Consider the following 26,134-nt stretch of genomic DNA (forward strand, 5'->3'; position numbering starts at 1 on the left):
GCAGGGTCTCGCCCGCTTCAACCGACCGCGAGGGGACATGCAGGCGACGCCGGTCATCCATATCGTGGAAGACGACGTCTCGCTGCGCGAGGCGCTGGCCAGCCTGTTCCAGTCTGTCGAGCTGGAAACCCGCGAGTACGGCTCCACCGCCGCCTTCCTCGAAGCGCACAGGCCCGAGGCCCCCGGCTGTCTGGTGCTGGACGTGCGCCTGCCGGGCGTCAGCGGCCTGGATTTCCAGAGCCAGATGGAGGGCCTGGGCGTCCGCCTGCCGGTCGTGCTGATGACCGGCCACGGCGACATCCCGATGAGCGTGCGCGGCATGAAGGCCGGGGCCGTGGACTTCCTGGCCAAGCCCTTCCGCGATCAGGACATGCTGGACGCCGCCACCGCCGCCATCGCCCGTGACCGGGCGCGACGCGAGGCCGAGGGCGACAGCGACCGCCTGCGCGAGCTGTTCGAGACCCTGTCGCCCCGCGAGCGGCAGGTCATGACCCTGGTCACCGCCGGCAAGATGAACAAGCAGGTGGCGGGCGACCTGAACCTCAGCGAGGTGACGGTGAAGATCCACCGCGGCTCGGCCATGCGGAAGATGGGCGCCCGGTCGCTGGCCGATCTGGTGCGCATGGCGACGGCGCTGGGCCTGCGCGCCTGATCCCGCCCGAACAGGTAAAATCCACTAACACCAGCGTATGATTTCAAACCCTTGGCCGGGGTGCGAAGCAGGGACCTGATCCGGTTCTGAAAGTGTCAGCGTGCCCAACCCTCCCCTCATCGCCATCGTCGAGGACGACGACTCCCTACGGGAGGCCGTCGCCGGACTGGCCGAGTCCATGGGGCATGAGGCCGTCGGCTTCGCCTCGGCCGAGGCCTTTCTGGAGGCCGGGATCAACCCCGCCTGCATCATCACTGACATCACCCTGCCGGGCCTCAGCGGCATCGAGCTGAAACAGGCGCTGGACGCGGCAGGCGGGACGGTTCCGGTGATCATCATCACCGCCCGGTTGGAAGAGGCGGTGCTGGAGAAGGCGAAGGCCAGCGGCGCCCTTTGCGTCCTGCGCAAGCCCTTCACCCCCGCCGCCCTGATCGACTGCCTCGAGCGCGCTCTGGCGCTGTAGGGGCGGACCTTGAGCCGGACCGCGCCAGACCTTAGCGTCAACGGATCGCGGCGCGACCGCGGCAGGCCATATCGCGGGGACCAGGGGCGATGACCGGCATTTCGCGTGAGCCTCTGTTCGAGCTGGTCCACGAGAGCATCGTGACCCGCGATCTCGACGGCCGCATCCGCTCGTGGAACCGCGCCTCGACCGACCTCTACGGTTGGACCGCCGAACAGGCCGTCGGACAGGACATGGACGCCCTGCTGGGCGCCGTTCACGCCGAGCCGGTGGAGACCGCCATGGCGCGGCTGATGGAGACCGGACGCTGGGACGGGGAGCTGACCCGCACCGCCGCCTGCGGCACCCCGCGCAGCATCGAGGCCCGCTGGTCCCTGCGTCTCGACGCGGAGGGCCAGCCGGTCGAGATCATCGAGATCGGGCGGGACATCAGCCGCCGCCGCGCCGCCGAGGCCGCCTTGCATAGGAGCGAGCGGCGCTACTCCAGCCTTTTCCAGGCCATGGCGGCGGCTTTCTGGGAGCTGGATTTCAGCCCGGTGGGCGGCATGCTGCGTGAGTTGAAGACAGCGGGTGTGACGGACTTCGCCGCCTATTTCCGAGACAATCCGGCCTTCGTACGCCGGATGATGGCAGAGACCCGGGTGGTCGATGTCAACGAGACCACCCTGCAGATGTTCGGGGCCGCCGACCGGTCGGTGCTCCACGCCTCTGTCGAGCCCTACTGGCCGGAAGCGAGCTCCCCCGTGTTCGCCGCCGCCGTCATGGCCGCCGTCAGCGGCAAGCCCTATCTGAAGACCGAAACGCGGCTGCGCCGACAGGACGGGACGGATTTCGACGCCCTGTTCACCGCTTCCTTCCCTGATGAGAGTGTGGCGCGCGGGACCTTGCTGGTCGGCGTGGTCGACATCTCCGAGCGCATCCGCGCCCAGACCGCCCTGAGCCGGGTCCAAGCCGAGTTCGCCCACGCCGCGCGCGTCTCGATGTTGGGCGAACTGACCGCCTCCATCGCCCATGAGGTCAACCAGCCGCTGGCCGCCATCGCCACCAACGCCGCAGCCAGTCTGCGCTGGCTGGAACGGGACGAACCCAATCTGGAGCAGGGGCTACGGCTGACCCGGCGGATCGCCGATGACGCCCAACGCGCCGGCGACATCATCGCCCGCATCCGGGAGATGGCCGCCGACCGCCGCCGACCACCCGAGCCGGTGTCGGTCAATGCCCTGATCCAGGAAGGGGCCCTGTTCCTGAAGCATGAGTTGCAGGGTCAGAGGGTGACCCCGGTGCTCGTGCTGGAGCCGGATCTGCCGCCGGTGCTGGCCGACCGGACCCAGCTCCAGCAGGTGCTGGTCAACCTGACCGTCAACGCCATGCAGGCGATGGCCGCCGCGGGCTCCGAGGTGCGCGAACTGCATCTTCGCTCCGGTCGCGCCGAGGCTGGCCAGCTGCGCATCACCCTGCGCGACACCGGACTGGGCCTCGAACCTGACCAGATGGATCAGCTGTTCCGCAGCTTCTTCACCACCAAGGCGTCCGGCATGGGGATGGGGCTGGCCATCTGCCGCTCCATCGTCGAGGCGCACGGCGGGACCATCACGGCGGCCAATGCGCCCGAAGGCGGCGCCCTGTTCACCCTGACCCTCCCGGTGATCACCGCCGACTGAGGCGCGAGGACACTCATACCAAGGTGTGAGACCGCCTGACCGGATGGAGAATAGGCCCGCCCTGATAACGGTATCATTGTTCAGCTCATCGAGGACGCCCGTGGGGGCGTCGGGGGACCGAGGAGACCGACCGTGACCAAGACCATCCTGCTGATCCACGGCGCCTGGCTGAACTCGGCCAGCTGGGCCGGTTTCAAGGCCCGCTATGAGGCCAAGGGCTACACCGTCGTGGCGCCGGACTGGCCGCACGACGACCGCACCCCCGCCGAGCTGCGCGACTTCCCCGACAAGGCCCTGGCCAAGGTCGGTCAGGTCGATCTGTTCGACCACTATGAAAGGGTGATCCGCAGCCTGCCCGAGAGCCCGATCCTGATCGGCCACTCGCTGGGCGGGGTCTGCGTGCAGCACCTGCTGGATCGCGGTCTGGGCGTCGCCGGGGTGGCGATCAACCCGGCCCCAACCCCCGGCGTCCCGCTGGGTGGCCACGCGATCGTCTCGGCCCTGCCGGTCTTCCTGGACCTGTTCAGCTGGGGGAAGGTGAAGACGATGTCGCGCAAATTCTTCGCCGAGCGCTTCGCCCAGACGGCGCCGCGCGACAGGGTCACCGAGCTCTACGACGCCTACATCGTGCCGACGCCGGGCAAGGTCTACTGGGACGGCGTCACCGGCGCCTCGGGCAAGATCAGCTGGAAGAACCCCAACCGCGCGCCCCTGCTGCTGATCGCCGGGGAGATCGACCTTATCGCCGACGCCAGCATGGTGCGCGGCATCTACAAGCAGCAGCGCAAGGCCCCCAGCCGCACGGACTTCAAGCAGTTCGACGGTCGCTCGCACTGGACCTGTCTGGACGCGGGCTGGGAGTCGGTCGCCGACTACGCTCTCGACTGGGCCGCAGAACACCAGATCGCCCGCTGATCCAGAGCGAAATCGGTTCGGATGCCTTCGCATCCGAACTCAGATTTCGCTCCAGCATAATTCTGGAGCCTGATTCACGGCATCGATGGATCGCAAAGCGATTTATCTCCACCGATCAGGCTCCGGGTCAGTTTTGGAAAGAATGAGTTTCAATCGTTTCGGTTTTCGTCCGAACGATCCGGGACGATGATCACCTCGTCAAACACAAGCAACCGGCCCCGCCGGACCCTCAGGAGAAACCAAGATGGCCTTCATCACCGCGAACGACGGCGCCCAGATCTTCTACAAGGACTGGGGCAAGGGACAGCCGGTCCTGTTCAGCCACGGCTGGCCGCTGAGCGGCGACGCCTGGGATGCCCAGATGCAATTCCTCGGCACGAATGGCTATCGCGTCATCGCCCATGACCGCCGCAGCCATGGTCGCTCGGACCAGACCTGGGACGGCAACCACATGGATCAGTACGCCGACGACCTGCATGCCCTGATCGAGAAGCTGGACCTGAAGGACATCGTCCTGGTCGGCCACTCGACCGGCGGCGGCGAGATCACCCACTACGTCGGCCGTCACGGCTCCAGCCGCGTCGCCAAGATCGTGCTGATCGGCGCCGTGCCGCCGCTGATGCTGAAGACCGAAGCCAATCCGGGCGGCCTGCCGATTGAGGTCTTCGACGGCATCCGCGCCGGGACCTATGCGGACCGCAGCCAGTTCTACAAGGACTTGACCATCCCCTTCTACGGCTACAACCGGCCGGGCGCGAAGGTCTCGGAAGGCGTCCGCGACTCCTTCTGGCTGCAGGGCATGATGGGCGGCATCAAGGGCCAGCTGGACTGCATCCACGAGTTCTCGGAGGTCGACTACACCCCGGACCTCGAAAAGTTCGACAAGCCGACCCTGATCATCCACGGCAGCGATGACCAGATCGTCCCCATCGACGCCGCGGGCCGCAAGTCGCACGAGATCGTCAAGGGCTCGATCCTGAAGGTCTACGAAGGCAGCCCGCACGGTCTGGCGACGACTGAAGCGGACCGCCTGAACGCCGATCTGCTGGAATTCATCCGCAGTTGATCCCCGAAGGGAGTCCGTCATGGCCAAGGTCAGGGATGGGGTCGGAAAGACGGTCGTCCTGATCCACGGTCTCTGGGTCATGACGGACTCCTGGGCGGATTTCCGCAAGCCGTGGGAAGAGGCCGGATGGACCGTGCTCACCCCCACATGGTCCGTTCTAGAGGGGCGTTCGGCGGCATCGCTGAACGCCTCTCCGCCCATTGAACTGGGCGGGCTGACGGTGGGCCGGATCGTCGGCGGCCTGCAGGCCTTCATCGAGGCCCTGCCGGAGAAACCTCTGCTGGTCGGCCACTCCTTCGGCGGCCTGTTCATCCAGATGCTGCTGGACCGGGGCGTCGGCCGCGCGGGGATCGCCATCAATCCCGCCCCCATCGGCGGAGTCGTCCCCGACTGGTGGACCCTGACCGCGGCCCTGCCCCCCATCCTGCGCTGGAACGGCTGGAACCGGCCCTACGCCATGAGCCGCCAGCGCTGGGCCGACCGCTTCGCCACCGGCGCCCCGCCCGCGATCCAGAACAGTTCCTACGACGCCTATGTGATCCCGACTCCGGGCCGTGTCTTCTATCAGGCCGCCCTCTGGCTGGGCACGCGGATTGACCCGCGCCGCCGGACGCAGCCGCTGCTGATCACCTCCGGCGACCGCGACCGGCTGGTGACCCCCTACCTGTCGCGGGCCGCCTACCGCATCCAGTCGCGCTCGCCCGCGCGCACCGACTTCATCGCCTTCCCGGACCGCTCCCACCTGCTGCTCGCCGAGCCAGGGTGGGAGACGGTCGCCTCCGCCTGCATCGACTGGGCGGATCAACTCGAAGAGGCCGCCATGAGCATCCGCCCCGACACCCCGGACACCGACGCCGTCGAGAACGAGGATCTGGATGACCGTCTGGACGAGGCGCTCGAGGAAAGCTTCCCGGCCAGCGACCCGGTCGCCGTGCATCGACCGGACTAGGTCACCGGGCGCTTGGCCAGCTTCCGCGCCAGGGTCCGACGGTGCATGCCCAGGCGGCGAGCCGTTTCCGAGATGTTGAAATTCGTCTCGGCCAGGGTCTCGTTGATCCGTTCCCACTCCAGCGTCTTCAGCGAGGTCGGACGGACGGACAGGCGGGTATTTACATCGCCCTCGGAGCGATGGAAGGCGGCCTCGATCTCGTCGGTGTTGGACGGCTTGGCCAGATAGTGGCCCGCGCCCAGCTTGATCGCCTCGACCGCCGTGGCGATGCTGGCGAAGCCGGTCAGGACCACGATCCGCATGTCCGGATCGTACTCATGCAGCCGGGGAATACAGGTCAGGCCCGACGCCGCCGCCAGCTTCAGATCGACCACGGCGTATTGCGGCCGGGCCTCCTCCAGCCGTTCGTCCAGCTCTTCCACGCTGCCGGCCACCCACACCTCATAGCCACGCCGTTCGAACGAGCGACGCAGGGTGGCGGCGAACCGGACATCGTCCTCGACGATCAGCAGGCGGCGGGGCTCGGACATCAGGATCAGGTCTCCGGAAGCGAACGGGGGCTCGCCGGTTCGGGCGTCGACAGCAACGGCACGATCAGCCGCACATCCGCGCCTCCGTCAACGCGGTTCGCCGCCGTCAGCCGGCCGCCCAGCCGGCGCGCCAGGGTCGCGGCCAGGAACAGGCCCAGCCCCCGGCCGGCGCCCTTGCTGGACCGGTAGGGCTTGCCGATGACCGCCAGCTGCTCCTCGCTGAAGCCTGGGCCACGGTCCGTGATCGAGACCACCAGACCGTCGGGCTCGCGCCAGGCGCTGATCGCCACCTCGACCGGCGAGGCCTCGGCGGCGTTGTCCAGCAGGCTGGCCAGCACCTGGCGCAGGGCGGGCTCGACCACCAGCATGGCCTGATCCAGCCCGGCCTCAAGGGTCACATCCAGGCGCACGTTCGGATGGGTTTCGCGCCAGGCCTTGGTGACCGTCCGCAGCAGCATCTCGGCGGCGCCGCGCTCGGCGCCCTCGCCGCGGGGCGTTCCGGCCGAGTGCAGCATGTCGCTGACGATGGCCTTGCAGCGCCCGATGTCGATCTGCATCTCGTTGACGTCGGCCATCAGCTCTGGATCGCGGGCCACCTGCGGCATGCGGCTCCAGTCGTTCAGGACAACCGACAGGGACGACAGCGGCGTGCCCAGCTCATGCGCGGCCCCCGAGGCCAGCAGCCCCATGCGCAGCAGGCCATCCTCCTCGATCGCCGCCTGCCTCAGCTCGGCCAGATAGACGTCGCGGGCGCGCAGGTTGCGGATCACCCGGGTGATGAAGACCACCAGCAGGCCGCCGGTCAGGGCGAAGCTGACCCAGGCGCCGAACTTCTCCAGCAACGGGGCGATGGGCTGGATCACCTCGGGATATTGCAGCGGCAGATAGTAGACCCCCAGCAGGCCATAGGCGGTCGCCGTCACCGCCATCAGCAGCGCCACCATCCCCGCCTCCAAGAGGATGGCGCCCAGCACCAGCTGCAGCAGGAAGAGCGAGATAAAGGGATTGGACGCCCCGCCGCTGAAGCTCAGCTGCAGGGTCAGGGCCACGACATCGAACACCAGGGCCAGCAGGATGGCGGGCTGGCCGATGGGACGGCGGTACAGCACCACCCGGGCGAAATGGTTGGCCAGCGCCAGCGCCGCCACCACCGCCAGCATGGGCGCCAGCGGCAGGGGCACGCCGAGGCCGAAATGCACGCCCAGAATGGTCAGCAATTGGCCGCCCACGGCGATCCAGCGCAGCTGCACCAGCAGCCGCATATTGTAGCCGGACACGCTGGCGGGCGAGACGCCGTTCTCCTCGCCCACCCGGGTCAGGGCCAGAATCGGGCGTTCCATCACTTGCGCCTTCCTTGCCGGAAGACCAGCCAGGCCCCCGCCAGCGACAAGCCGCACAGGCCGAGCCAGGTCAGGGCGTAGATCAGGTGGCTGTTCGGGAATTTGACCACCGTCAGGCCGCCAATGGGAAAGCCACCGGGATTGGGCGTGGCGTCCGCATCGATGAAATAGGGGGCGACCGGCTCGGTCAGGCCGCGCGCCCGGGCGATGGCCTCGACGTCGCGGGAGTACCAGCGTCCGGCCTCGGGCGCATTGGACCGCAGGAAACCGCCCCGGGGCTCGCTCTCGCGCAGCAGCCCGGTCAGGCTGACCGGACCCGGCGCCTGTCCGCCCGGCCGGCTGTCCGGCCGACGGCGGTCGTCCGGCACGAAGCCGCGGTTGATCAGGATTATGCCCCCGCCGGTGCGCAGCGGGGTGACGACCCACCAGCCCGGCCCCTGTTCGGTGACGGCCTGGACCAGGGTCTCGCGGTCATGTTCGAAGACACCGGAAACGGCGACGCGGGTGTAGACGGCCTCGGGGCTCCAGTCACCGGCGGTCGGCGGGGTGACGGGCGCGGCGGTCAGCCGCGCCTCGACCCGGGCGATCAGCGCCTCCTTCCATTGCAGGCGCTCGACCTGCCAGACGCCCAGCGCGGCGAAGCCCGCGGCGAGCGTCAGACAGAGAACAAGGAAGAGCCCCCGGATCACCTCGCTGCCGGCATCGGCGGCGCGGTGATGCCCGACGGATCGACCACCGGCTGGGGCGCCATCGGCATCATGTTGCCGTGCAGGTGGTACATGATCCACAGCGAGCCGGCGATCACGATGACCACCAGAATGGCGGTGAACACGAAGGCCAGCAGGGTCCAGCCGCCTTCCGAGCGCGTGTTGACGTGCAGGAAGTAGTAGGTGTGGACGCCGATCTGAACCAGGGCCAGCAGGACCACGATGATGGCGGTCGCCGGACCCGGAAGGGCCCCGCTCATGACCAGCCAGAACGGAATGGCGGTCAGGATCACCGACAGCAGGAAGCCGATCAGATAGCTGCGCTTGGAGCCGTGATCATCGGCGTGCGCATCAGCGTGCCCGTCGGGGGCGTCATGGTGAGCCGTCACTGCAGCGCTCCCAGCAGATAGACAAAGGTGAAGACGCCGATCCAGACCACGTCCAGCAGGTGCCAGAACATGCCCAGGCAGGTCATGCGGCGCTGGTTCTCGACGCTCAGGCCGCGCTGGTTCAGCTGAACCAGCATGACCACGATCCAGATCAGGCCGAAGGTCACGTGCAGGCCGTGGGTCCCCACCAGGGTGAAGAAGGCCGACAGGAAGGCGCTGCGCTCCGGCGTCGCGCCCTCGGCGATCAGGTGCGAGAACTCATACAGCTCGACGCCGACGAAGGCCGCGCCCAGCAGGCCGGTCAAGGCCAGCCACAGCTTCACGGCGCCCGCCTTGCCCGCCTGCATCTCCAGCATCGACATGCCGAAGGTGATCGACGACAGCAGCAGCAGGCCGGTGTTCACCGCCACCAGCGGCAGCTGGAACAGCTCCGACTGGGTCGGTCCGCCCGCATAGCCCGCGGCCAGCACGCCGTAGGTGGCGAACAGGGTGGCGAAGATGAGCGCATCGCTCATCAGATAGATCCAGAAGCCCAGCGGGGTCGGGCTGGCGTGTGCGTCCCCGTGGTCGTGAGCCTCTTCCTCTACCAGGTAGAAGGTCGGGCTGGCGTTGGTTTCGGTCTTCGCGCTCATGCGCCGGCCTCCAGGGCGGTCCGCGCCTTCTCATCTTCCGCCACTTCCTCGGCGGGGATGTAGTACTCGCGGTCGTAGTTGAAGGTGTGGGCGATCGAGTAGCCGAGCAGGGCCACGAAGCTGATCGCCGCCAACCACCAGATGTACCAGATCATGGCGAAGCCCAGGACCAGGGCCAGTGCAGAGATGATCACCCCCGCCCCGGTGCTGCGCGGCATGTGGATCGGCTTGAAGCCGGCCTTGGGCCGCTGATGCCCGCGATCCTTCATGTCGTACCAGGCGTCCAGATCGTGCACGACCGGCGTGAAGGCGAAATTGTAGGCCGGGGGCGGCGAGGTCGTGGACCATTCCAGGGTCCGGCCGTCCCACGGATCGCCCGTGGTGTCCTTCAGCTTGTCGCGGTTCTTGATGCTGACCGCGATCTGGATGACGAAGGCCAGGATGCCGACGAGGATGATCAGGGCGCCGATGCCGGCGACGATGAACCACGGCTGCAGGGTCGGGTCCTCGAAGTAGCGAACGCGGCGCGTCGTGCCCATCAGGCCGACGATGTAGATCGGGGTCCAGGCGACCCAGTAGCCGATGACCCAGCCCCAGAAGCTGACCCAGCCCCAGAACCCGTCCAGCTTGAAGCCGAACGCCTTGGGGAACCAGTAGGTCATGCCGGCGAACAGGCCGAATACGACGCCGCCGATGATGACGTTGTGGAAGTGCGCCACCAGGAACAGCGAGTTGTGCAGCACGAAGTCCGCGGGCGGCACGGCCAGCAGCACCCCGGTCATGCCCCCAACCACGAACGTGATCATGAAGGCGACGACCCAGGCCATCGGCAGCTCGAACCGGATGCGGCCGCGGTACATGGTGAAGAGCCAGTTGAAGATCTTCGCGCCCGTCGGGATCGAGATCACCATGGTGGCGATGCCGAAGAACGAGTTGACGCTGGCGCCCGAGCCCATGGTGAAGAAGTGGTGCAGCCACACCAGGTACGACAGGATGGTGATGACCACCGTCGCGTAGACCATCGACGAATAGCCGAACAGACGCTTGCCGGTGAAGGTCGAGGTGATCTCGGAATAGACGCCGAAGATCGGCAGGATCAGCACGTAGACCTCCGGGTGACCCCAGATCCACACCAGGTTCCAGTACATCATGGCATTGCCGCCAAGATCGTTGGTGAAGAAGTTGAAGCCTAGGTAGCGGTCCAGCATCAGCAGGGCGAAGGCGGCGGTCAGCACCGGGAAGATGGCGATGGCCAGCACGTTCGAGCACAGCGCCGTCCAGACGAAGACCGGCATCTTCATCATCGTCATGCCCGGAGCGCGCATCTTGATGATGGTGGTGACCATGTTGATCGCGGATAGGGTGGTCCCCACCCCGGCGATCTGGAGCGCCCATAGATAGTAGTCAGGCCCGGTGCCCGGACTGTTCTCGATATTGGCCACCGGCACATAGTTCAGCCAGCCGGCGGTCGAGAACTCGCCGATGAACAGCGAAGCCATGACCAGCGCGGCGCCGGCCACCGTCAGCCACAGGCTGAGGCTGTTCAGGAAGGGGAAGGCCACGTCGCGCGCGCCGATCTGCAGCGGCATCACATAGTTGATGAGGCCGACGACCAGCGGGATCGCCACGAAGAAGATCATGATCGTCCCGTGGGCGGTGAAGACCTGATCATAGTGGTGGGCGTTGAGGTAGCCCTCGCTGCCGCCGAAGGCGATGGCCTGCTGCAGGCGCATCATCAGGGCGTCGGCGAAGCCGCGCAGCAACATGATGATGCCCAGGATCATGTACATGATCCCGATCTTCTTGTGGTCGACCGTGGTCAGCCATTCGCGCCACAGCCAGCCCCAAAGCTTGAAGCGGGTGACCAGCGCCAGAATGCCGAGACCCAGCACCACCACGACGGCGAAGGTGCCCACCAGAATCGGCTCATGGATCGGGAAGGACTCAAGGCTCAGCCGGCCGAACAGCGGGCTGAAGGACGGGGTCGTATGGGACATCTTACTCTCCGTCGGCCTGGCCGTGGGCGGTATGGCCGGTCACCGGCGCCTGGTGGGAGGATGGGGCCGGGGCGTGCGCCGGGCCTTGCGGGCCGCGCTCGCCGGATTCCGCCGGGTGGCCGGAGCCGCGGTGCTTCATCTGATCCGCGATACAGGGCGTGCCCGGCGCGACGCAGCGGTTCACGACCCGGTCGAACAGGCCCGACGGCGCGGCGCTGTACAGGGTGATCGGGTGTTTCTCGGTCGGATGCTCGAGCGCCATATAGTCGGCGGTGGTCAGGGGCGTGCCCGTCGCCTGGGTCTGGCGGACCCACTGTTCGAAGGCGTCCTGCTTCACGCCCTGCAGGCGGAAGCGCATGCCCGAGAAGCCGGCGCCGCTGTAGTTGGCCGAGAAGCCTCCATACTCGCCCGTGCGGTTTAGCACCGCGTGCAGCGAGCTCTGCATGCCCGGCATGGCATAGATCATGCCCGCCAGCGTCGGGGCGTAGAAGGTGTTCATCCCGTTGGTGGAGGTGATGTCGAACCGCACCTCGCGGTCCACTGGCAGCACCAGCTCGTTCACCGTGGCGACGTTCTGGTCCGGGTAGATGAACAGCCATTTCCAGTCCATCGCCACGACCTGCACCCGCAGCGGCTCTTCGGTCCGGTCCACCGGACGCCCCTCGGCAATGCGGTCCAGACGGCGGAACGGATCCAGCAGGTGGGTGCTCGACCAGGTCAGGGCGCCCAGGCAGATGATGATCAGCAGGGGCCCGGACCAGATGACCAGCTCAAGCGCGGTCGAATGGTGGAAATTTGGATCGTAGGTGGCCTTTCGGTTGCTGGCCCGATAGCGCCAGGCGAAGACCACGATGAGGATCAGTACCGGGACGATAATCAGCAGCATCAGCGCCGTAGAGGCGTAGATCAGGTCGCGTTGTTGCAACGCGATGTCGCCGGCGGGATTCAGCACAGCCCTCTCGCAACCCTGGAGCAATCCGATGATCGGAAGCAGGGCGATGCCGGCCAGACGTCTGGCGAAGGACAGATGTGCACGCATGTCTATGGCGGTAGGCCGCACCCGGCTGTGGCTACATTGGACATTTTGTCCAATGCTTTCGTTTGGCCTATGACGTCAAGGAGGAAGTCAGACTCGGGCGGTCTCCGGGTCAGGGCCTTCACGGCTGAATTCAGGAGCACGATCCATGAGCGCACCGAACGGCGCGTCGACCTCGACGCCTCTCGAACGGGACGCCCGTCTGGTCACGGCGGACGATCATCAGGTGAAGCCCAGCGAGATCGCCATCGGCGTAATCCTCGGTCGAACCAGCGAATTCTTCGACTTCTTCGTCTACGCCCTGGCGTCGGTGCTGGTCTTCCCGGCCCTGGTCTTCCCCTATACGGACCCGGTCACCGCCACCCTCTATTCCTTCGCCCTGTTCGCCCTCGCCTTCGTGGCGCGACCGTTCGGCACGCTCCTGTTCATGTGGATCGACCGGAATCACGGTCGTGGGGTCAAGCTGACCCTGGCCCTCTTCCTGCTGGGCGGTTCGACCATGGCCATCGCCCTTCTGCCCAGCCACGCGCAGGTCGGCGCCCTGTCCGCCGGTCTGCTGGCCGTCTTCCGCGTCGGTCAGGGCGTGGCCCTGGGCGGCGCCTGGGACGGCATGCCGTCCCTGCTGGCGCTGAACGCCCCGCGCGGCAAGCGCGGCTGGTACGCCATGATCCCGCAGCTGGGCGCGCCGCTTGGCCTGCTCGTCGCCGCCGCGCTGTTCGCCTACTTCCTGCACGTCCTGTCGCCCGAGGACTTCCTGTCCTGGGGCTGGCGCTATCCCTTCTTCGTGGCGCTGGCGATCAACGTGGTCGCCCTGTTCGCCCGCCTGCGCCTGGTCGCCACGCCGGAGTTCGAGCGCCTGTTCGAAAGCCGCGAGCTGCAGCCGTCGCCCGCCTTCGCCACCCTGTTCAAGGAATGGCGCACCATCGCCCTGGGCGCCCTGGCCCCGCTGGCCAGCTTCGCCCTGTTCCACATCGTCACCGTCTTCCCGCTGTCGTGGGTGACCCTGTACGCCCGTGAACAGCCCATCCGCTTCCTCATGATCGAGATCGCGGGCGCGGTCGTCGGCGTTCTGGCCATGCTGGCCTCGGGCATCCTGGCCGACCGTATCGGCCGCCGCCTGGTGCTCGCCGTCTCGGCCATCCTGATCGGCGCCTACAGCGGCTTCGCCCCGCAACTGCTGAACGCCGGTCCGGTTGGCGAAACCGCCTATATGATCACCGGCTTCGTGCTGCTCGGTCTGGCCTTCGGTCAGGCGTCCGGCCTGGTCAACGACCGCTTCCCGCCCCATCACCGCTATACGGGCGCGGCCATCGTCGCCAACTCGGCCTGGCTGGTCGGCGCCGGCTTCGCCCCTCTGGTCGCCCTGTTCGTGGCCAGCCGCTTTGGCCTGTGGTCGGTGGGCGTCTACCTGCTGTCCGGCGTGGTCTGCACCCTCGCCGCCCTCGCCATCAACCGCGACTGGTCCCGCAAGGAGAGCTGAACCTCTCCTCGCGGCGCTCAGCTCTACCAAAAGCGAAAACGGCGGCTCCCTGCGAGCCGCCGTTTTTGTTTGGGCGAAGGCCAGAAGATCGCGACGCGCCGCGTGGCGGCGTCTTCACTCTGGATTGTCAGGAGGGAAATGGTGGACGCGACAGGGATTGAACCTGTGACCCCTACGATGTCAACGTAGTGCTCTCCCGCTGAGCTACGCGTCCGCCTTGGCGGCCCTGGAGACAAGCCCCCGGGCGGGAAGGCGCGGTCTATAACCCGCTCGTGTCGGAGACCGCAAGGGCCTTGTGACACTAAATGCAGGAAGCGACGGGACGGCGACCGCGCAGCCGCCCCGTCGTCGGTTGATCACCAGTTGAAGCGGGCACCGACGCGGGCGGTGAAGCCCTCGATCTGGCCGAAGGACGACTCGCCCTGGACGAAGACCTGGATCGGCCCCCGCACCAGGTTGGCGCCCAGCACCACCTCACCCCACTGGTCCGCCGCCACGTCGGCGACCTCGATCACATCCGAGGCCAGATGGATCCTGGAGGCATTGTCGCCGTCGAACTCATTGAAGGCGTACAGGCCGACATAGGGCTGCAGGCGGCCGCCGTCGGACAGGGTGAAGTCACGCGCCACCCGCACCCCGGCATTGCCAAGGACGCTGACGGTGTCGCCGAACTCGACCTTTCCAGCCTCGGCCTCGATCGAATCCAGATCGGTCTCGGTCCAGGACAGCGACGCCCGCGGCTCCACCCGCCATTGGGAGCCGAGATCGATGCGCCAGGCGGCGTCGAGGCGCACCCCGATCGTCTGGCCGTCGGCGGTGTCCTGCAGGTCCACCGAGCCCCAGTCATAGTCGAGCTCATAAACGTCGCCGCGCGCCGTGAGGCCAAGGGCCAACGGCCCCTTGGTCCATTGGGCGTAGGCCGACAGACCCCAGCCGGAGAAGTCCGCCCGGTCGCCGTTCGAGGCGAAGGTCAGCTCGGTCTCGCCGTAGCCCGCCGCGCCGCCCAGAATCAGGTTGCCGCCGGCGAAGCCTCGCACCACGTCAAGCCCCATCTGCACCCCGGCCACATCGACGTCGTGGCTCAGATCGACGCTCTCGTCGTCCAGCGTGCGACGCCCATCGACCTCGCCCGAGCCGCCATAGGCCTGGACCCAACCCTGCGCCCGCTCACCGCGCCGCAAGCCGAGGGCCTCGCCATCGCGCAGTTCATCGAACCGGGCCGAAATCACGTCGGCGGCGCGACGCCACTGCATCTGGGCGCCCGAGGCGACCTTGGTCGGCTCCCAGGCCCGCTGCTCGTCCACGGCGCTGACGATGCGATACTCTCGCGTGGCGGGGTCGAAGACGGCGTCGTAGTCGAGGAAGCCGCCCGACGTGGTGATCGACAGTTCCGTCCCGGTCTGCGCCGCACCCGAGGTCACCAGCGTCACCCCGGTGTCTCCCAGGACCCCGGCGCCGAGGATGTCCAGACGCAGGTTGCTGACGCCCTCAAGCCCGCCGACCACCAGCCGGTCCGCCAGGGTGGTCGCGCCCCGGGTGTCGAGGTCCATCCGCACCAGGTTTCCGAGCCCGCCATTCAGCACGCCGTCCAGGGTCAGGACGTCTCCAGCCACGCCGTTGGCGAGGTTGATCGTCCCAGTGTTGTTCAGACGCTCCAGCCCGCGCAGGCGCACCGAGGTCGGCGTGGCGGATTCGACGAAGGTCAGGGTCCCCAGATTGCCCAGCACATCGGCGCCCGCGCCGAAGTTGCTGTCGCCGCGCAGACGCAGGGTCCCCTCGTTGGCCAGCACGTCCGCACCGGCGGTCAGGTCCACGCGACCGACCAGAAGGCCGCGGTTGTTGATCGTCGCCGCGCCGCCCTTGATGTCCAGGGCCAGGCCGGAGTCGGCCTCGATCGTCCCCGCATTGGTCACGGAGGTCCCGCTGCCGGAGGCGAGGCGTAGACCGTCATGGCCGCCGCTGACACGGGCGCCGCCGGCCACGGTCACCGTCGCCGTATCCACCGCTGTCAGGAGGGCGCCGGTGTCCGCGCCGCGCAGCACGCCGTTGACCGTCAACGCCGTGGTGGCGCCAGCCATCTCGACGCCCACGCCGCCTTCACCGATGGAGGCGACCTCGCCCACGGCCGCCGTCGCGGCGCCCTGGGTCGAGACGCGGATGCCCCGAGCCTCGGCGCCGAAGGCCGCGATGCGGTTGGCGGCCATCGCCACCGGGCCGGTGGCCTCGACATCGACGCCGTCCGCCGAGGCGCCGCGCGTGGTGATGTCGCGCGCCTCGACGCGGACCTGACCCACGCCGCCCGCCAGCAGCGGGTTCGGCTCGACGCTGGGGCCGACCTTCACGCCGTCGGCGTTGTCGCCCAGGGTGCTGACCGTGTCGGCGACGACCGTCACCTCAGCCGCATCGACCACATGGATGGCGTGAGCGGCCGCGCCGGTCGTCTTCGCCTCGCCGGTCACCCGGACGCCGACGACGCCCAGGTCCATCCCGTGCACGTACACCGCAGAAGCCGCTTCCGCCGAGGCCGAAGCCAGACGGATGTCCGAGCGTCCGGCGTTCCACGCCTCCACGCCGCTGGACAGGCCCGTGGTCGTCACGGAGCCGAGGTCGAGGCTCAGCACGCCATCGGGGGCGCCCATCTCGACGTGCACCCCGTCCGACTCGCCGTCATCGGCGGCGCCGGTCGCGCGGATGTCGCCGGTCTTGATGGTCACGTCACCGACCCCATAGACGACCACACCCGCCGAGGACCGCCCGGCGGTGGTGATCAGACCTGTCTCGATGGTGACGTCACCGGGGCCCTGGCTTTCCACCAGAATGGCGTCGGAGGCGTCGCCTTCGGTCGACAGGCCGCCGACCGTGATCCGGCTGTCGCCGGACACGATCATGTCGATGGCGCGGGCGTTGTCGCCCTTGGTCGAGATCGAGTCCGCCGTCACGGTCGTGGTCCCGGCCCCTGCATTGTGAGCGACCACGCCGATCGCCTCATCGCCCTCGGTGGCGATGCTTCCCGCCTGGACCAGCACCCGACCGCTGCCGCCCGCCTCGGCCACGGCGCGCACGCCGACCGCCTGCAGACCCAGCGTCTTCAGCGCGCCCACGGCGACGACCACGTCTCCACCCTGGCTGTGCGCGACAATGCCCGTGGCGTGATCGCCCCCGGTCAGCAGGGAGTCCACGCTGACCTTGGCCGAACCGGTTGCCGAATCCGCGATGATCCCGAAGGCCGAGCTCCCGCGCGTCGTGACGGTCCCGGCCTCGACCCGGACATCGCCTTGGCTGAAGACGTCCACGCCCATCGCATAGCCGCCCGACGTGCTCACCTCGCCGACCTGGACGGTGACGGCGTCGCGGCCCACCACCGCCACGCCGCGCGACATCTCGCCGTGGGTGGTGACCTTGTCGATATCGACGTTGACGGGACCGTGCACATCGATGCGCACCGCATCGGAATAGGCGCCGGCGTCCGGATCGCCCTCGACTCCGGTCTCCACGGCGTCGAGATCGACCGTCACGGCGCCGATATCGGTCATCAGGTCGGGGTAGCCCTCGTCAGACTGGTAGATCGAGACCCCAACGGCCGAATAGCCCTTGGTCGACACCGTCCCGCCGGTGAGGGTGATGGGCGCGCCCAGCATGGCCTCGACCTGGACCCCCATGGCGCCGTCGCCCTCGGTGCGGATCTGGCCCACATCGGCGATCACCGCGCCGCCCTCGTCGCTGTAGATGACCAGCCCGTTGGCGTTCCCTCCCATGGTCGAGATCTCGCCGACCTCGACCACCGCGCCGCCGTCAGCATTGACCGCCACGCCCGTCGCGCCGTCGCCGGTCGTGGAGACCACATCGGCGCGGACCGTCCCGATCCCGCTGGCGTTGGCGAAGATGCCGGTGGCGCTGCCGCCGGTGGTCGTGACCTGACCCAGATCGATGGTGACGTCGCCGCTGTTGTTCACGCCCGCGACGGCGGTGGCGCTTTCACCGCTGGTCGAGATCGAGGCTCCGGTGATGGTGACGTTCAGGCCCGCCGAACCGTCGCCGTCCAGAATGGCTAGAACCCCGAACTCGTCATCGGCGGTGGTGGAGATCACGCCCGCGTCGATATTGATGGGTGCGTCGGATTCAATCCGGATGCCGGGGCCGGCCGGTTCCTCGGCGAGGGCGGGCGCGGCGGCCAGCACCATCAGGGTGCAGCCCAGGGCGGTGCCGGCGATCAGCTCGGCAGAACGGCGGCGGGGGGAGGTGCGTCGCATGAAAGAGTGTCCGTGTTCGGTTGAAAGCGAACGCGGTCTCACTCAGCAGATCACAGGAGGGCCGCGCGGTGCGTCCCCTGGCGATGCCGTCATCCCTGCGGCATCCGTTTTCGACGAACGGCTATCCAGCTTCGACGAGTCGTCGAAAAGCTTGGCCGTTTATCAGGCGGCGACCATCCGCTCGACCTCGCCCACCAGGTCACGCAGGTGGACAGGCTTGGACAGGACCTTGGCCTGCGGGCTGGCCTGGGCGGCCGACAGGGCTACGGCGGCGAAGCCGGTGATGAACATGATGCGGATGCCGGGCTGGCGGGCGGCGGCCACGCGGGCCACCTCGATGCCGTCGGCGCCGGGCATGACGATGTCGGTCAGCAGCAGGTCCCAGGGGCCTTGGTCGAGGGCGTCGATCGCGTCGTCGCCGTTCTCGCAATCGATGACGTCGTGACCGGCGCGCTCCAGCGCACGGGTCAGGAAGCCACGCAGCGAATTGTCGTCTTCAGCCAGAAGGATGCGCGCCATAGGTGTTTCGTCGTCCGCCCCGGATCGTCTTGAACCCGAACGCTACGCCCCGACTGGTAAATCCGCCATGAAAAACGCCGTAAGGGCGAGCCGCAGGGATCAACCCGGCCTGTGGATGATGCGGCGAAACAGGCTATGCGGTCTGCGATGACCGAAACGGGCGCGAACCAGAGGCGGGAGGAGCAGGCGACGGTCACCGTCGTGCGCCCCGCCGCGCCCGGCCGGCTGATCTTCGCCTCCCCCCATTCCGGCGACCTGTACCCGGCGGACCTGAACGCCGACCCGGCCCTGTCCGGGCCCAGTCTGCGCAGCGCCGAGGATGCGCTGGTGGACCGGCTGATCGCCCCCGGAACGGATCATGGCGCGACCCTGGTGCTGGCGCGGCTGGGGCGAGCCTATGTCGATCTGAACCGGGATCCGGCGGATCTGGACCCGCAGTTGATCGAGGGGCTGGATCACCTGGCCTCGCCCCGGTCGGCGGCGGGCTATGGCGTCATTCCCCGACTGACCGGCGACGGACGCCCGCTCTACACGCGCCGCCTGACGTTGGAAGAAGCTCAGCAGAGGCTGGAAACCGCCCACGCCCCCTGGCATGCGGCCCTGACGGTCGAAATGCACGCCGCGCGCGACCGATATGGCGAGGCCGTGCTGATCGACTGGCATTCCATGCCCGAGCGCGCGACGCGGGCGCCCGGCGGCCCGCGCGGACCGGACGTGGTGCTGGGCGACCGTCACGGCTCATCCTGTTCGGCGGAACTGACGCGACAGCTGAGAGCCGCCTTCGAGGCGCTGGGCTGGCGGGTGGCCCTGAACCATCCCTATGCGGGCGGCTGGACGACCCAGAGCTGGGGCAGGCCCGACGAGGGCTTCCACGCCATCCAGATCGAACTGAACCGCGCCCTCTATTTCGACGAGATCGAACGCCGCCCCGGTCTGGGCTGGTCCCGCACCGCCAAGGGCGTGGGCCGCGTCATCGCCGCCCTCGGCCAGACCATCGGCGCGACAGGCCTCGGGACATAAAAAAAGCCGCGCCCGAAGGCGCGGCATGAAAAGTCTATAGGGAGGAAACGCCCAGGAAGGGCATGACGCCTCGCGGCGTCGAAAATGAAGCTAGTGTGCAGTGCACAAATGGTCAAGCGGGTATTTCGCACCTGCGTTCACACGATGTAACGGCATCCTTCTGTCGCATTTTCGGCCCGTAACCGATTTCATCGGAAAATTTCACCTGACAAGCTAGGCGCATGCGAACGAGCATGGCCGTTTGGCCCGGACTCAGCGCTCCAGCAGTCGACGGGCGCTGCGAATGGCGCGGGCCGCGGGCGACCCGGACTGCCGCCAGACCAGCAGACAGAAAGCCGCGGCCACCCCCGCCGCCAGCCAGACGGAACCGAACAGCCACGCGGCGGCGGCCAGGGCGAAATAATAACCCCGCACGCCCTGGCTGAAGGCGCCCAGCGCCGGATTGAGCAGATTGGTCGCCGCCTCGCCCAGCGCCACCCGGTCCGCCTCGGTGTGGATTTCCGGCGCGGCGCCGATCAGGGCCAGGGTGTAGTTCATCTGGCGCAGGGCCCAGATAAAATCGAGCAGCCCCCGCACCAGACAGATCAGGATCAGCGCCAGCTTGGCCTCCAGCACCCGCGTCGGCACAGCCTCGGCGCCGACCGAGGCGAAGCCGTCCAGCGCCGCCTGCCCGCCGAACAGAATCCCTCCGACTGCCGCGATCAGCAGCAGGTTGGTCGAGGCGAAGAAGCTGGCCGAGTTGATCGAATGGCCCATCAACTGGCTGTCGACCAGGCGGATCTCCCGGTGCGTCATGGCCGTCATCCAGACCCGGCGGACGATGCTCATATCGTCGTTCAGCGTCCCCGTGCGATGCGCCAGCAGCTTCAGCAGCGGGCCGTAGCCCAGCCAGCACACGAAGAAGAGGCCCAGCGCCAGATAGTCCAGGGTGGTCATTCAGTGTCCTCGGCCCGAACCCCCGGGCGGTGCGCCATGCTCGCCCGCATCGCTCCCCGGCTCAAGCCGCGACGGTGAAAACCGCCGCCCTTAACGACGCCTTCGCCTTGCTTCGGGCGCCGTGGAGGCCTATCACCCCGGCCTTTCCCGTTCGCAGTTGCAACATAGACGAGTCCGTCATGAACCTCGACGCCATCCCCGTCGGCCCGAACCCGCCCTGGGACGTCAACGTCGTCATCGAAATCCCGCAGGGCGGCCTGCCGGTGAAGTACGAAATGGACAAGGACTCGGGCGCGCTGTTCGTCGACCGCTTCCTGCATACCGCCATGTACTATCCGGGCAACTACGGCTTCATCCCGCACACCCTGTCGGACGACGGCGATCCCTGCGACGTGATCGTGCTGAACCCGACCCCGGTCGTGCCTGGCTGCGTCATCCGCTGCCGCCCGATCGGCGTGCTGAAGATGGTCGATGAAGCTGGCGGCGACGAAAAGATCCTGGCCGTGCCGGTCGACAAGCTGAACCCGTACTACACGGACATCGCCAGCTACCGTCAGCTGCCCGCCATCCTGGTCGAGCAGATCGAGCACTTCTTCACCCGCTACAAGGACCTGGAGAAGGGCAAGTCGGTCACAGTCAAGGGCTGGGGCGACGCCGGCGAGGCCGCCGAACTGATCGCCATCGGCATCAAGGCCGCCGACGAGAAGAAGAAGGCCAAGGCCGCCAACGCGGCCTGATCTCTCGGATCAGAGTTTCAGAAAGGCCCCGGCGGAAACGCCGGGGCCTTTCGCGTTTCAGCCCTTCACCACCAGGCTTGCCAGGTCTCGTCCGTTTCAGGCGTGAAAGTCCCGGCGGGCAGGGTGTTGAAGGCGTCCATCGATTGGTGCGCCCCTGTCTGCGGACAATCCAGCGTTCGCACGATGGGCGAGGCGCCGGTCTCGCCGTGCACCACGGTGACGCCCGAGATGCGCTTGCCCGGGACGTCCGTCAGGTTCCCCGCCACCATACTGTGCACGATGTACTGGTAGCCGTTGTTGCTGAAGCGGATGTGCTCCTGACGCCCGCCACCGCCCCCGACCACGCCGCCGGTATGGGCGCGCACATGGCCCGCGCGGGAATCGATCTCCAGATCGGTCCGACGCGCATCGCCGAAACGATAGCTCAGGCGATTGTCGTTGGCGCAGACCGCCACCTTCCGATCGCCGAAATTGCAGGCGTAGATGACCCTCTCGCTGCGCCGGCAGGCGGGGGCCTCAGCCCCGTCGCCACTGCGCTCCAGCGCCTTTTCAGCCCGCAGGGCGGTTTCGGTCAGCTCGGTGCGCGCCTCCCGGCTGATGGCCGGGGCCTCGGCCTCGCAACCGACCATGACGAACAGCAGGGCGGCGCCTTTCAGGATCGCGGTTTTCATGGACGCACTCCATCTCCGAAGACCCCACAGAATCCGCTGATCCGGTTGTCAGTTCGATAACGCCCCTTCCCCTTCGCGCCCTGTCCGCTAGATGTCCCTCATGGCCGCCGCCGAGACCCCGACAGACCTGTTCAAACGCGCCCTTGCCCACGCCGCGCGGGCCCTGGCCGAGCAATCGGAGCTGGAGGTCGTCTTCGGCTCGGATGGGCCCAAGCTGTCCAACGGCGTCCTGACCTTGCCGCATCCGCCCCGCGACCCCGGCGCGCCCGAGAGCGCCGCCCTGCGCGGTCAGGCCGACCGGCTGGCCCTGCGGCTGGCCAATCACGACGACGCCGTCCACGCCCGCCTGCGCCCCGCCGACAGCCGCGCCGCCGAGGTGTTCGAGGCCGTGGAGCAGGCTCGGGTCGAAGCCGTGGGCTCGCAGTCGCTGGCGGGCGTGCGCGCCAATATGAACTCGGCCCTGCTGACCCGGCTGGAGAAGACCGGCGCCCTGCGGGTCACTGACGCCGAGCGCGTGCCGGTGGCCGAAGCCGTGGCCCTGCTGGTGCGCGAACGCCTGACCGGCCAGCGCGCGCCGGACGGCGCCGGCGCCCTGCTGGACCTCGTGCGGACCGAACTGGAGAACAAGGCGGGTCGCAAGATCGACGCCCTGACCGAGGTCTCCGGCGACCAGACCGCCTTCGGCGAGCGGCTGCGCGACGTGCTCAAGGCGCTGGACATGGATCCCGGCGACGGGCGCGGCGACGACGTCTCCGAAGACCCCGGCGAGGAAGAGCCCGATCCCCAGGACCCGGACGCCGCTGATCCCGAGGACGAGGAAGAGGACGACGCCGGGGGTGGCGAAGGCCAGTCCATGGATGGCACCAGCGACGACCAGACCGCCAGCGACGAGCGCGACGCCCGCCCCGACGGGGCCCCCGCCGACCCGGACGGCGAGGCCTCCGAGGACGGCCCCGAGCTGAACGAGGGCGCCCTGCCCAACCGCCAGCAGACCATGGACGACGGCCGCGCCATCGACGCCTACCGCGTTTTCACCACCGCCTATGACGAGATCGTCGAGGCGTCGGAGCTGTGCGACCCCAATGAGCTGGAGCGGCTGCGCGGCCTGCTGGATCAGCAGTTGACCGCCCTGTCGTCGGTCGTCGCCCGACTGGCCAACAAGCTGCAGCGCCGCCTGATGGCCCAGCAGAACCGCAGCTGGCATTTCGATCTGGAAGAAGGCGTCCTCGATACCGCCCGCCTGACCCGGATCATCACCGACCCGACGAGCCCGCTCAGCTTCAAGGCCGAGAGCGAGAGCCCGTTCCGCGACACGGTCGTCACCCTGCTGCTGGATAACTCCGGCTCCATGCGCGGGCGGCCGATCATGGTCGCCGCCGTCTGCGCCGACATCCTGGCGCGGACGCTGGAGCGCTGCGGGGTCAAGGTCGAGATCCTCGGCTTCACCACCCGGGCCTGGAAAGGCGGCCTGGCGCGCGAAAGCTGGATTACCGCCGGCAAGCCCGCCAATCCGGGCCGCCTGAACGATCTGCGCCATATCATCTACAAGGCCGCCGACGCGCCCTGGCGCCGGGCCAAGAAGAACCTCGGCCTGATGATGCGTGAGGGACTGCTGAAGGAGAACATCGACGGCGAGGCCCTGCTGTGGGCGCACGACCGGCTGATGGCCCGGCCCGAGCAGCGCCGCATCCTGATGGTCATTTCCGACGGCTCGCCGGTCGATGACTCGACCCAGTCGGCCAATGCGGCCCTCTATCTGGACAAGCACCTGCGGCAGGTGATCGAGCAGCTGGAGACGAAGTCGTCCGTCGAACTGCTGGCCATCGGCATCGGCCACGACGTGACCCGCTGGTATCGCCGCGCCCTGACCATCGTCGATGTCGAGCAGCTGGGCGGCGCCATGATCGAGAAGCTGGCCGAACTGTTCGACGCCAAGCCCGCGGCGGAACGGCCGTCGCGCCGCCGGAGAGCCGCCTGATGACCCTGCGCCGCGGTCTTGTCGCCCTCGCCTTCCTGGCCCTGTCAGCCTGCGCGACGGTCTCGGCGGCCCCGCCCCCTTCAGCGCCGCTGCCCGGCTGGACGGTGGCGGCGGCGGCAACCCGCCCGGTCGGCCTCGGCCTGCCCTTCGGCGCCGCGCTGGATCGCAGCGTCCGGTTCGCGGGCGGCGTCGAGATCGTGCTGGATGAGGCCTCGCCCCTGCACAGCCTGTCGGACTTCAAGCTGACCGGCGACGGCGGCGGCTTCATCAGCGTCACCGACGCGGGCGATCTGGTGCGTGGACGGCTTGTGCTGAGCAGCCGCGACCGGCTCACCGGCGTCGCCGACCTGCAGTACCGCCGCCTGACCCTGCTGGACGGAGCCCCCATCACCGAGAAGGTCGACGGCGACGCCGAGGGGCTGCTGATCTCCACCGACGGCGAGCTGTATATCAGCTTCGAGCGCCGCCACCGGATCTGGAACTACGGCGCGCCGGACGCCCCGCACGCCCGGCCGACGCCGGTGCGCCATCCCGACGTCGAGTTCCCGCTGAACGACGGCATGGAGGGCATCTCCACCGGTCAGGCCGGCGGCTGGCGCGTCACGGGTGAGAATGGCGGGGTCTGGGACTGCCGCCCGGCCGCCTGCGTGGTCGTCACCCCCGTCCCGGCGGTTCCCGCCACCGACGCCGACTTTCGCACCACCGGCCTGGATCGCGACCCGTCCGGCCCCGGCTATTATGTGCTGCAGCGCCTGTTCCGCGAACCGGCGGATGTCCGCGCCCAAGTCCGCCACATGGCTATGGACGGAACCCTCGGCCCGGTGCTGGTCGAGCTCAAATTCCCCGGCACGACCGACAATTTCGAAGGTCTGGCCGCCGTCGCCCACAACGGGGGCGCCCGCCTCTACATCCTGTCCGACGACAACGCCTCGAAGAAACAGCGCACGCTGCTGCTGGCGTTTGATGTGAGGCACAGGGAGTAGGAATCAGGGCCTGGGAATTGGTGGGATCGCGCCCGAACGGCCTTCCCTAATTCCTATTTCCTCCCGATTCAGACCCTCTCCGACACCTTGATCGCCACTTTGCAGCCCGCCTTGATGACGGCGCTGAGCAGCTGATAGCCGGGCGCGTCGCGGCTGCCGTGTTCAACAGCGTGGTCGTGGTGGGCCAGCTCTTCCTCGCGGAAGACCGTCAGTTCGGCGGCCAGGGCCGGGTCCTGATCCTGAATTTCGGCGATCTGTTCGGCGTAGTGTTCCTCGATCACCGCCTCGACCGCCTCAGTGCAGGCGTGGGCCGCCTTCTCGCTGATCAGGGCCGTGCCGGCGCCCAGGGTCAGGGCGGCCAGGCGCCAGATCGGGGTCATCACCGTCGGCCGCACGCCCTCGGCGTTCAGCAGGGCGTTGAAGCGCGCCAGATGCACCTGCTCCTGACGCCCCATCTCCTCCATATCGGCGGTGATGGCTTCCTTGCCCTTGCGGCCCGCGAACACGGCCTGCTGGGCGCGGTAGATATGGACGGCGGCGTACTCGCCCGCATGATCCACCCGCAGGATTTCACCACGGCGGCGCTGGCTGGCGCCACGACCGGGACGGGGCAGGGGAATGCGGCGTTCGCCGGTCGTGTCGGCGGGGCGGGGGTCGGTCATCGGTTCAGGAGCGCGGTGCGCGGGCATCCTTGGGCCTCTTGGCGGCGAGAAGGCTGAACACGGCGAGGGCCGCCGCGATCAGGGCGTTCCATCCTGCCATGCTCAGGCCGAGGAAGCTCCACGCCACTGCGTCGCACATGGCCACGCGCTGGACCGGGCCGGTGCCCAGCGCCAGCGAGGCCATGCTGGCCAGGTCGACCGAGCCGCCGCCCATGCAGGTGGCGGGCAGGGCCCACCACTTCAGCTCGCCGCCCATGTGGTAGAAGGAGGTGATGGCGCCGGTGGCGAAGATCACGGCCAGCAGGAAGGCGGCGATGCGCGGGGTGCCCCGGCTGCCGCGGCTGAACAGGTGCCAGACAGTGGCCAGCAAGGCCACGACCACCGCGCCCCAGTAAACCTCGCGCGCCTTCAGGCAGAGATTGCAGGGCGCGATATCCCAGATCATCTCTGACAGATGGGCGAAGCCCAGCAGCGCCAGCGACGCCACGAGCGCGAAAGCGGTCCACCACCGCGTCAGGAGTCGATAAAGGCCTCTCATCGGACGATGTTCATAGCCGGGCT

At 68.2% G+C, this 26,134-nt stretch carries 24 protein-coding genes and 1 tRNA gene; 11 read left to right on the forward strand and 14 right to left on the reverse strand.

Annotated features, from left to right (window positions below):
* The first annotated feature begins 37 nt into the window (after positions 1-37).
* From ACTIEF_RS00390 to ACTIEF_RS00415, 6 genes are all read left to right on the forward strand, one after another.
* Complete coding sequence (locus ACTIEF_RS00390) at positions 38-652, forward strand: response regulator transcription factor (protein ID WP_439470202.1); 615 nt, start codon at positions 38-40, stop codon at positions 650-652.
* Positions 653-752: 100 nt separating this feature from the next.
* The gene (locus tag ACTIEF_RS00395) at positions 753-1,115 is read left to right on the forward strand and encodes a response regulator transcription factor (protein ID WP_439470203.1); all 363 of its coding nucleotides are present in this window, start codon (positions 753-755) and stop codon (positions 1,113-1,115) included.
* Positions 1,116-1,204: 89 nt separating this feature from the next.
* On the forward strand, positions 1,205-2,776 hold the full coding sequence (locus ACTIEF_RS00400; protein WP_439470204.1) for a PAS domain-containing sensor histidine kinase: 1,572 nt from the start codon (positions 1,205-1,207) through the stop codon (positions 2,774-2,776).
* 132 nt (positions 2,777-2,908) lie between these two features.
* Positions 2,909-3,691 carry an alpha/beta hydrolase gene (locus ACTIEF_RS00405; RefSeq protein ID WP_439470205.1) on the forward strand — a complete coding sequence of 261 codons (783 nt, stop codon included), beginning with the start codon at positions 2,909-2,911 and terminating at the stop codon, positions 3,689-3,691.
* A 244-nt stretch (positions 3,692-3,935) separates the two neighbouring features.
* Positions 3,936-4,757 (forward strand): alpha/beta fold hydrolase, encoded by an 822-nt coding sequence (locus ACTIEF_RS00410; RefSeq protein ID WP_439470206.1) that lies wholly within the window; start codon positions 3,936-3,938, stop codon positions 4,755-4,757.
* A gap of 19 nt (positions 4,758-4,776) precedes the next feature.
* Positions 4,777-5,706, forward strand: coding sequence for an alpha/beta hydrolase (locus tag ACTIEF_RS00415; protein WP_439470207.1), 930 nt, complete (start codon positions 4,777-4,779; stop codon positions 5,704-5,706).
* Here the strand turns inward: ACTIEF_RS00415 and ACTIEF_RS00420 are convergent.
* From ACTIEF_RS00420 to cyoA, 7 genes are read right to left on the reverse strand one after another with little or no spacing between them, the layout of a single operon-like run.
* Positions 5,703-6,236, reverse strand: a complete 534-nt coding sequence (locus ACTIEF_RS00420) for a response regulator transcription factor (RefSeq protein WP_439470208.1) — start codon at positions 6,234-6,236, stop codon at positions 5,703-5,705. The two genes, ACTIEF_RS00415 and ACTIEF_RS00420, sit on opposite strands and share 4 nt — an antisense overlap.
* A 5-nt stretch (positions 6,237-6,241) precedes the next feature.
* The gene (locus ACTIEF_RS00425; RefSeq protein ID WP_439470209.1) at positions 6,242-7,576 is read right to left on the reverse strand and encodes an ATP-binding protein; all 1,335 of its coding nucleotides are present in this window, start codon (positions 7,574-7,576) and stop codon (positions 6,242-6,244) included.
* Entirely contained in the window at positions 7,576-8,265 is a 690-nt protein-coding gene (locus ACTIEF_RS00430; RefSeq protein WP_439470210.1) for an SURF1 family protein, read from the reverse strand. Before ACTIEF_RS00430 ends, ACTIEF_RS00425 begins: the two co-directional genes overlap by 1 nt.
* The gene (gene cyoD / locus ACTIEF_RS00435; protein ID WP_439470211.1) at positions 8,262-8,672 is read right to left on the reverse strand and encodes a cytochrome o ubiquinol oxidase subunit IV; all 411 of its coding nucleotides are present in this window, start codon (positions 8,670-8,672) and stop codon (positions 8,262-8,264) included. Before cyoD ends, ACTIEF_RS00430 begins: the two co-directional genes overlap by 4 nt.
* Complete coding sequence (cyoC, locus tag ACTIEF_RS00440) at positions 8,669-9,304, reverse strand: cytochrome o ubiquinol oxidase subunit III (protein WP_439470212.1); 636 nt, start codon at positions 9,302-9,304, stop codon at positions 8,669-8,671. The genes cyoD and cyoC overlap by 4 nt, the downstream gene beginning before the upstream one ends.
* Positions 9,301-11,301 (reverse strand): cytochrome o ubiquinol oxidase subunit I, encoded by a 2,001-nt coding sequence (gene cyoB, locus ACTIEF_RS00445; protein WP_439470213.1) that lies wholly within the window; start codon positions 11,299-11,301, stop codon positions 9,301-9,303. The genes cyoC and cyoB overlap by 4 nt, the downstream gene beginning before the upstream one ends.
* 1 nt (position 11,302) lies before the next feature.
* Positions 11,303-12,340, reverse strand: a complete 1,038-nt coding sequence (gene cyoA, locus ACTIEF_RS00450) for a ubiquinol oxidase subunit II (RefSeq protein WP_439470214.1) — start codon at positions 12,338-12,340, stop codon at positions 11,303-11,305.
* A 145-nt stretch (positions 12,341-12,485) separates the two neighbouring features.
* On the opposite strand from cyoA, the gene ACTIEF_RS00455 reads away from it, so the two are divergent.
* Positions 12,486-13,817: an MFS transporter gene (locus ACTIEF_RS00455; RefSeq protein ID WP_439470215.1), complete on the forward strand. Its 1,332-nt coding sequence runs from the start codon at positions 12,486-12,488 to the stop codon at positions 13,815-13,817.
* Positions 13,818-13,956: 139 nt separating this feature from the next.
* Here ACTIEF_RS00455 and ACTIEF_RS00460 read toward each other — a convergent pair.
* The 3 genes from ACTIEF_RS00460 to cpdR all read right to left on the reverse strand — a co-directional run bounded on the left by ACTIEF_RS00460 (position 13,957) and on the right by cpdR (position 18,586).
* Positions 13,957-14,031 (reverse strand) — tRNA-Val (locus ACTIEF_RS00460).
* Between the two features lie 142 nt (positions 14,032-14,173).
* Positions 14,174-18,067 (reverse strand): autotransporter domain-containing protein, encoded by a 3,894-nt coding sequence (locus ACTIEF_RS00465; protein WP_439470216.1) that lies wholly within the window; start codon positions 18,065-18,067, stop codon positions 14,174-14,176.
* 162 nt (positions 18,068-18,229) lie between these two features.
* Entirely contained in the window at positions 18,230-18,586 is a 357-nt protein-coding gene (cpdR, locus tag ACTIEF_RS00470; protein WP_439470217.1) for a cell cycle two-component system response regulator CpdR, read from the reverse strand.
* Between the two features lie 147 nt (positions 18,587-18,733).
* On the opposite strand from cpdR, the gene ACTIEF_RS00475 reads away from it, so the two are divergent.
* Positions 18,734-19,606: an N-formylglutamate amidohydrolase gene (locus tag ACTIEF_RS00475; RefSeq protein ID WP_439470218.1), complete on the forward strand. Its 873-nt coding sequence runs from the start codon at positions 18,734-18,736 to the stop codon at positions 19,604-19,606.
* Positions 19,607-19,858: 252 nt separating this feature from the next.
* On the opposite strand, the gene ACTIEF_RS00480 is transcribed toward ACTIEF_RS00475, so the two are convergent.
* Positions 19,859-20,542, reverse strand: coding sequence for a DUF599 domain-containing protein (locus ACTIEF_RS00480; protein ID WP_439470219.1), 684 nt, complete (start codon positions 20,540-20,542; stop codon positions 19,859-19,861).
* 179 nt (positions 20,543-20,721) lie between these two features.
* Here ACTIEF_RS00480 and ppa point away from each other — a divergent pair, with 179 nt between their 5' ends.
* Positions 20,722-21,279 (forward strand): inorganic diphosphatase, encoded by a 558-nt coding sequence (gene ppa, locus ACTIEF_RS00485; RefSeq protein WP_439470220.1) that lies wholly within the window; start codon positions 20,722-20,724, stop codon positions 21,277-21,279.
* Positions 21,280-21,344: 65 nt separating this feature from the next.
* Here ppa and ACTIEF_RS00490 read toward each other — a convergent pair whose 3' ends face one another.
* Positions 21,345-21,950 (reverse strand): hypothetical protein, encoded by a 606-nt coding sequence (locus ACTIEF_RS00490; protein WP_439470221.1) that lies wholly within the window; start codon positions 21,948-21,950, stop codon positions 21,345-21,347.
* Positions 21,951-22,050: 100 nt separating this feature from the next.
* Here ACTIEF_RS00490 and cobT point away from each other — a divergent pair, with 100 nt between their 5' ends.
* Positions 22,051-23,928, forward strand: a complete 1,878-nt coding sequence (gene cobT, locus ACTIEF_RS00495) for a cobaltochelatase subunit CobT (RefSeq protein ID WP_439470222.1) — start codon at positions 22,051-22,053, stop codon at positions 23,926-23,928.
* Positions 23,928-24,911, forward strand: a complete 984-nt coding sequence (locus tag ACTIEF_RS00500; protein ID WP_439470223.1) for an esterase-like activity of phytase family protein — start codon at positions 23,928-23,930, stop codon at positions 24,909-24,911. Before cobT ends, ACTIEF_RS00500 begins: the two co-directional genes overlap by 1 nt.
* A 68-nt stretch (positions 24,912-24,979) precedes the next feature.
* Here ACTIEF_RS00500 and ACTIEF_RS00505 read toward each other — a convergent pair whose 3' ends face one another.
* Together ACTIEF_RS00505 and ACTIEF_RS00510 are read right to left on the reverse strand one after the other, a co-directional pair.
* Positions 24,980-25,573, reverse strand: coding sequence for a demethoxyubiquinone hydroxylase family protein (locus ACTIEF_RS00505; protein ID WP_439470224.1), 594 nt, complete (start codon positions 25,571-25,573; stop codon positions 24,980-24,982).
* 4 nt (positions 25,574-25,577) lie between these two features.
* Positions 25,578-26,111 carry a disulfide bond formation protein B gene (locus tag ACTIEF_RS00510; RefSeq protein ID WP_439470225.1) on the reverse strand — a complete coding sequence of 178 codons (534 nt, stop codon included), beginning with the start codon at positions 26,109-26,111 and terminating at the stop codon, positions 25,578-25,580.
* Between the last annotated feature and the right edge of the window lie 23 nt (positions 26,112-26,134).

This window comes from Brevundimonas sp., from assembly GCF_051858995.1.
Lineage (GTDB): Bacteria > Pseudomonadota > Alphaproteobacteria > Caulobacterales > Caulobacteraceae > Brevundimonas.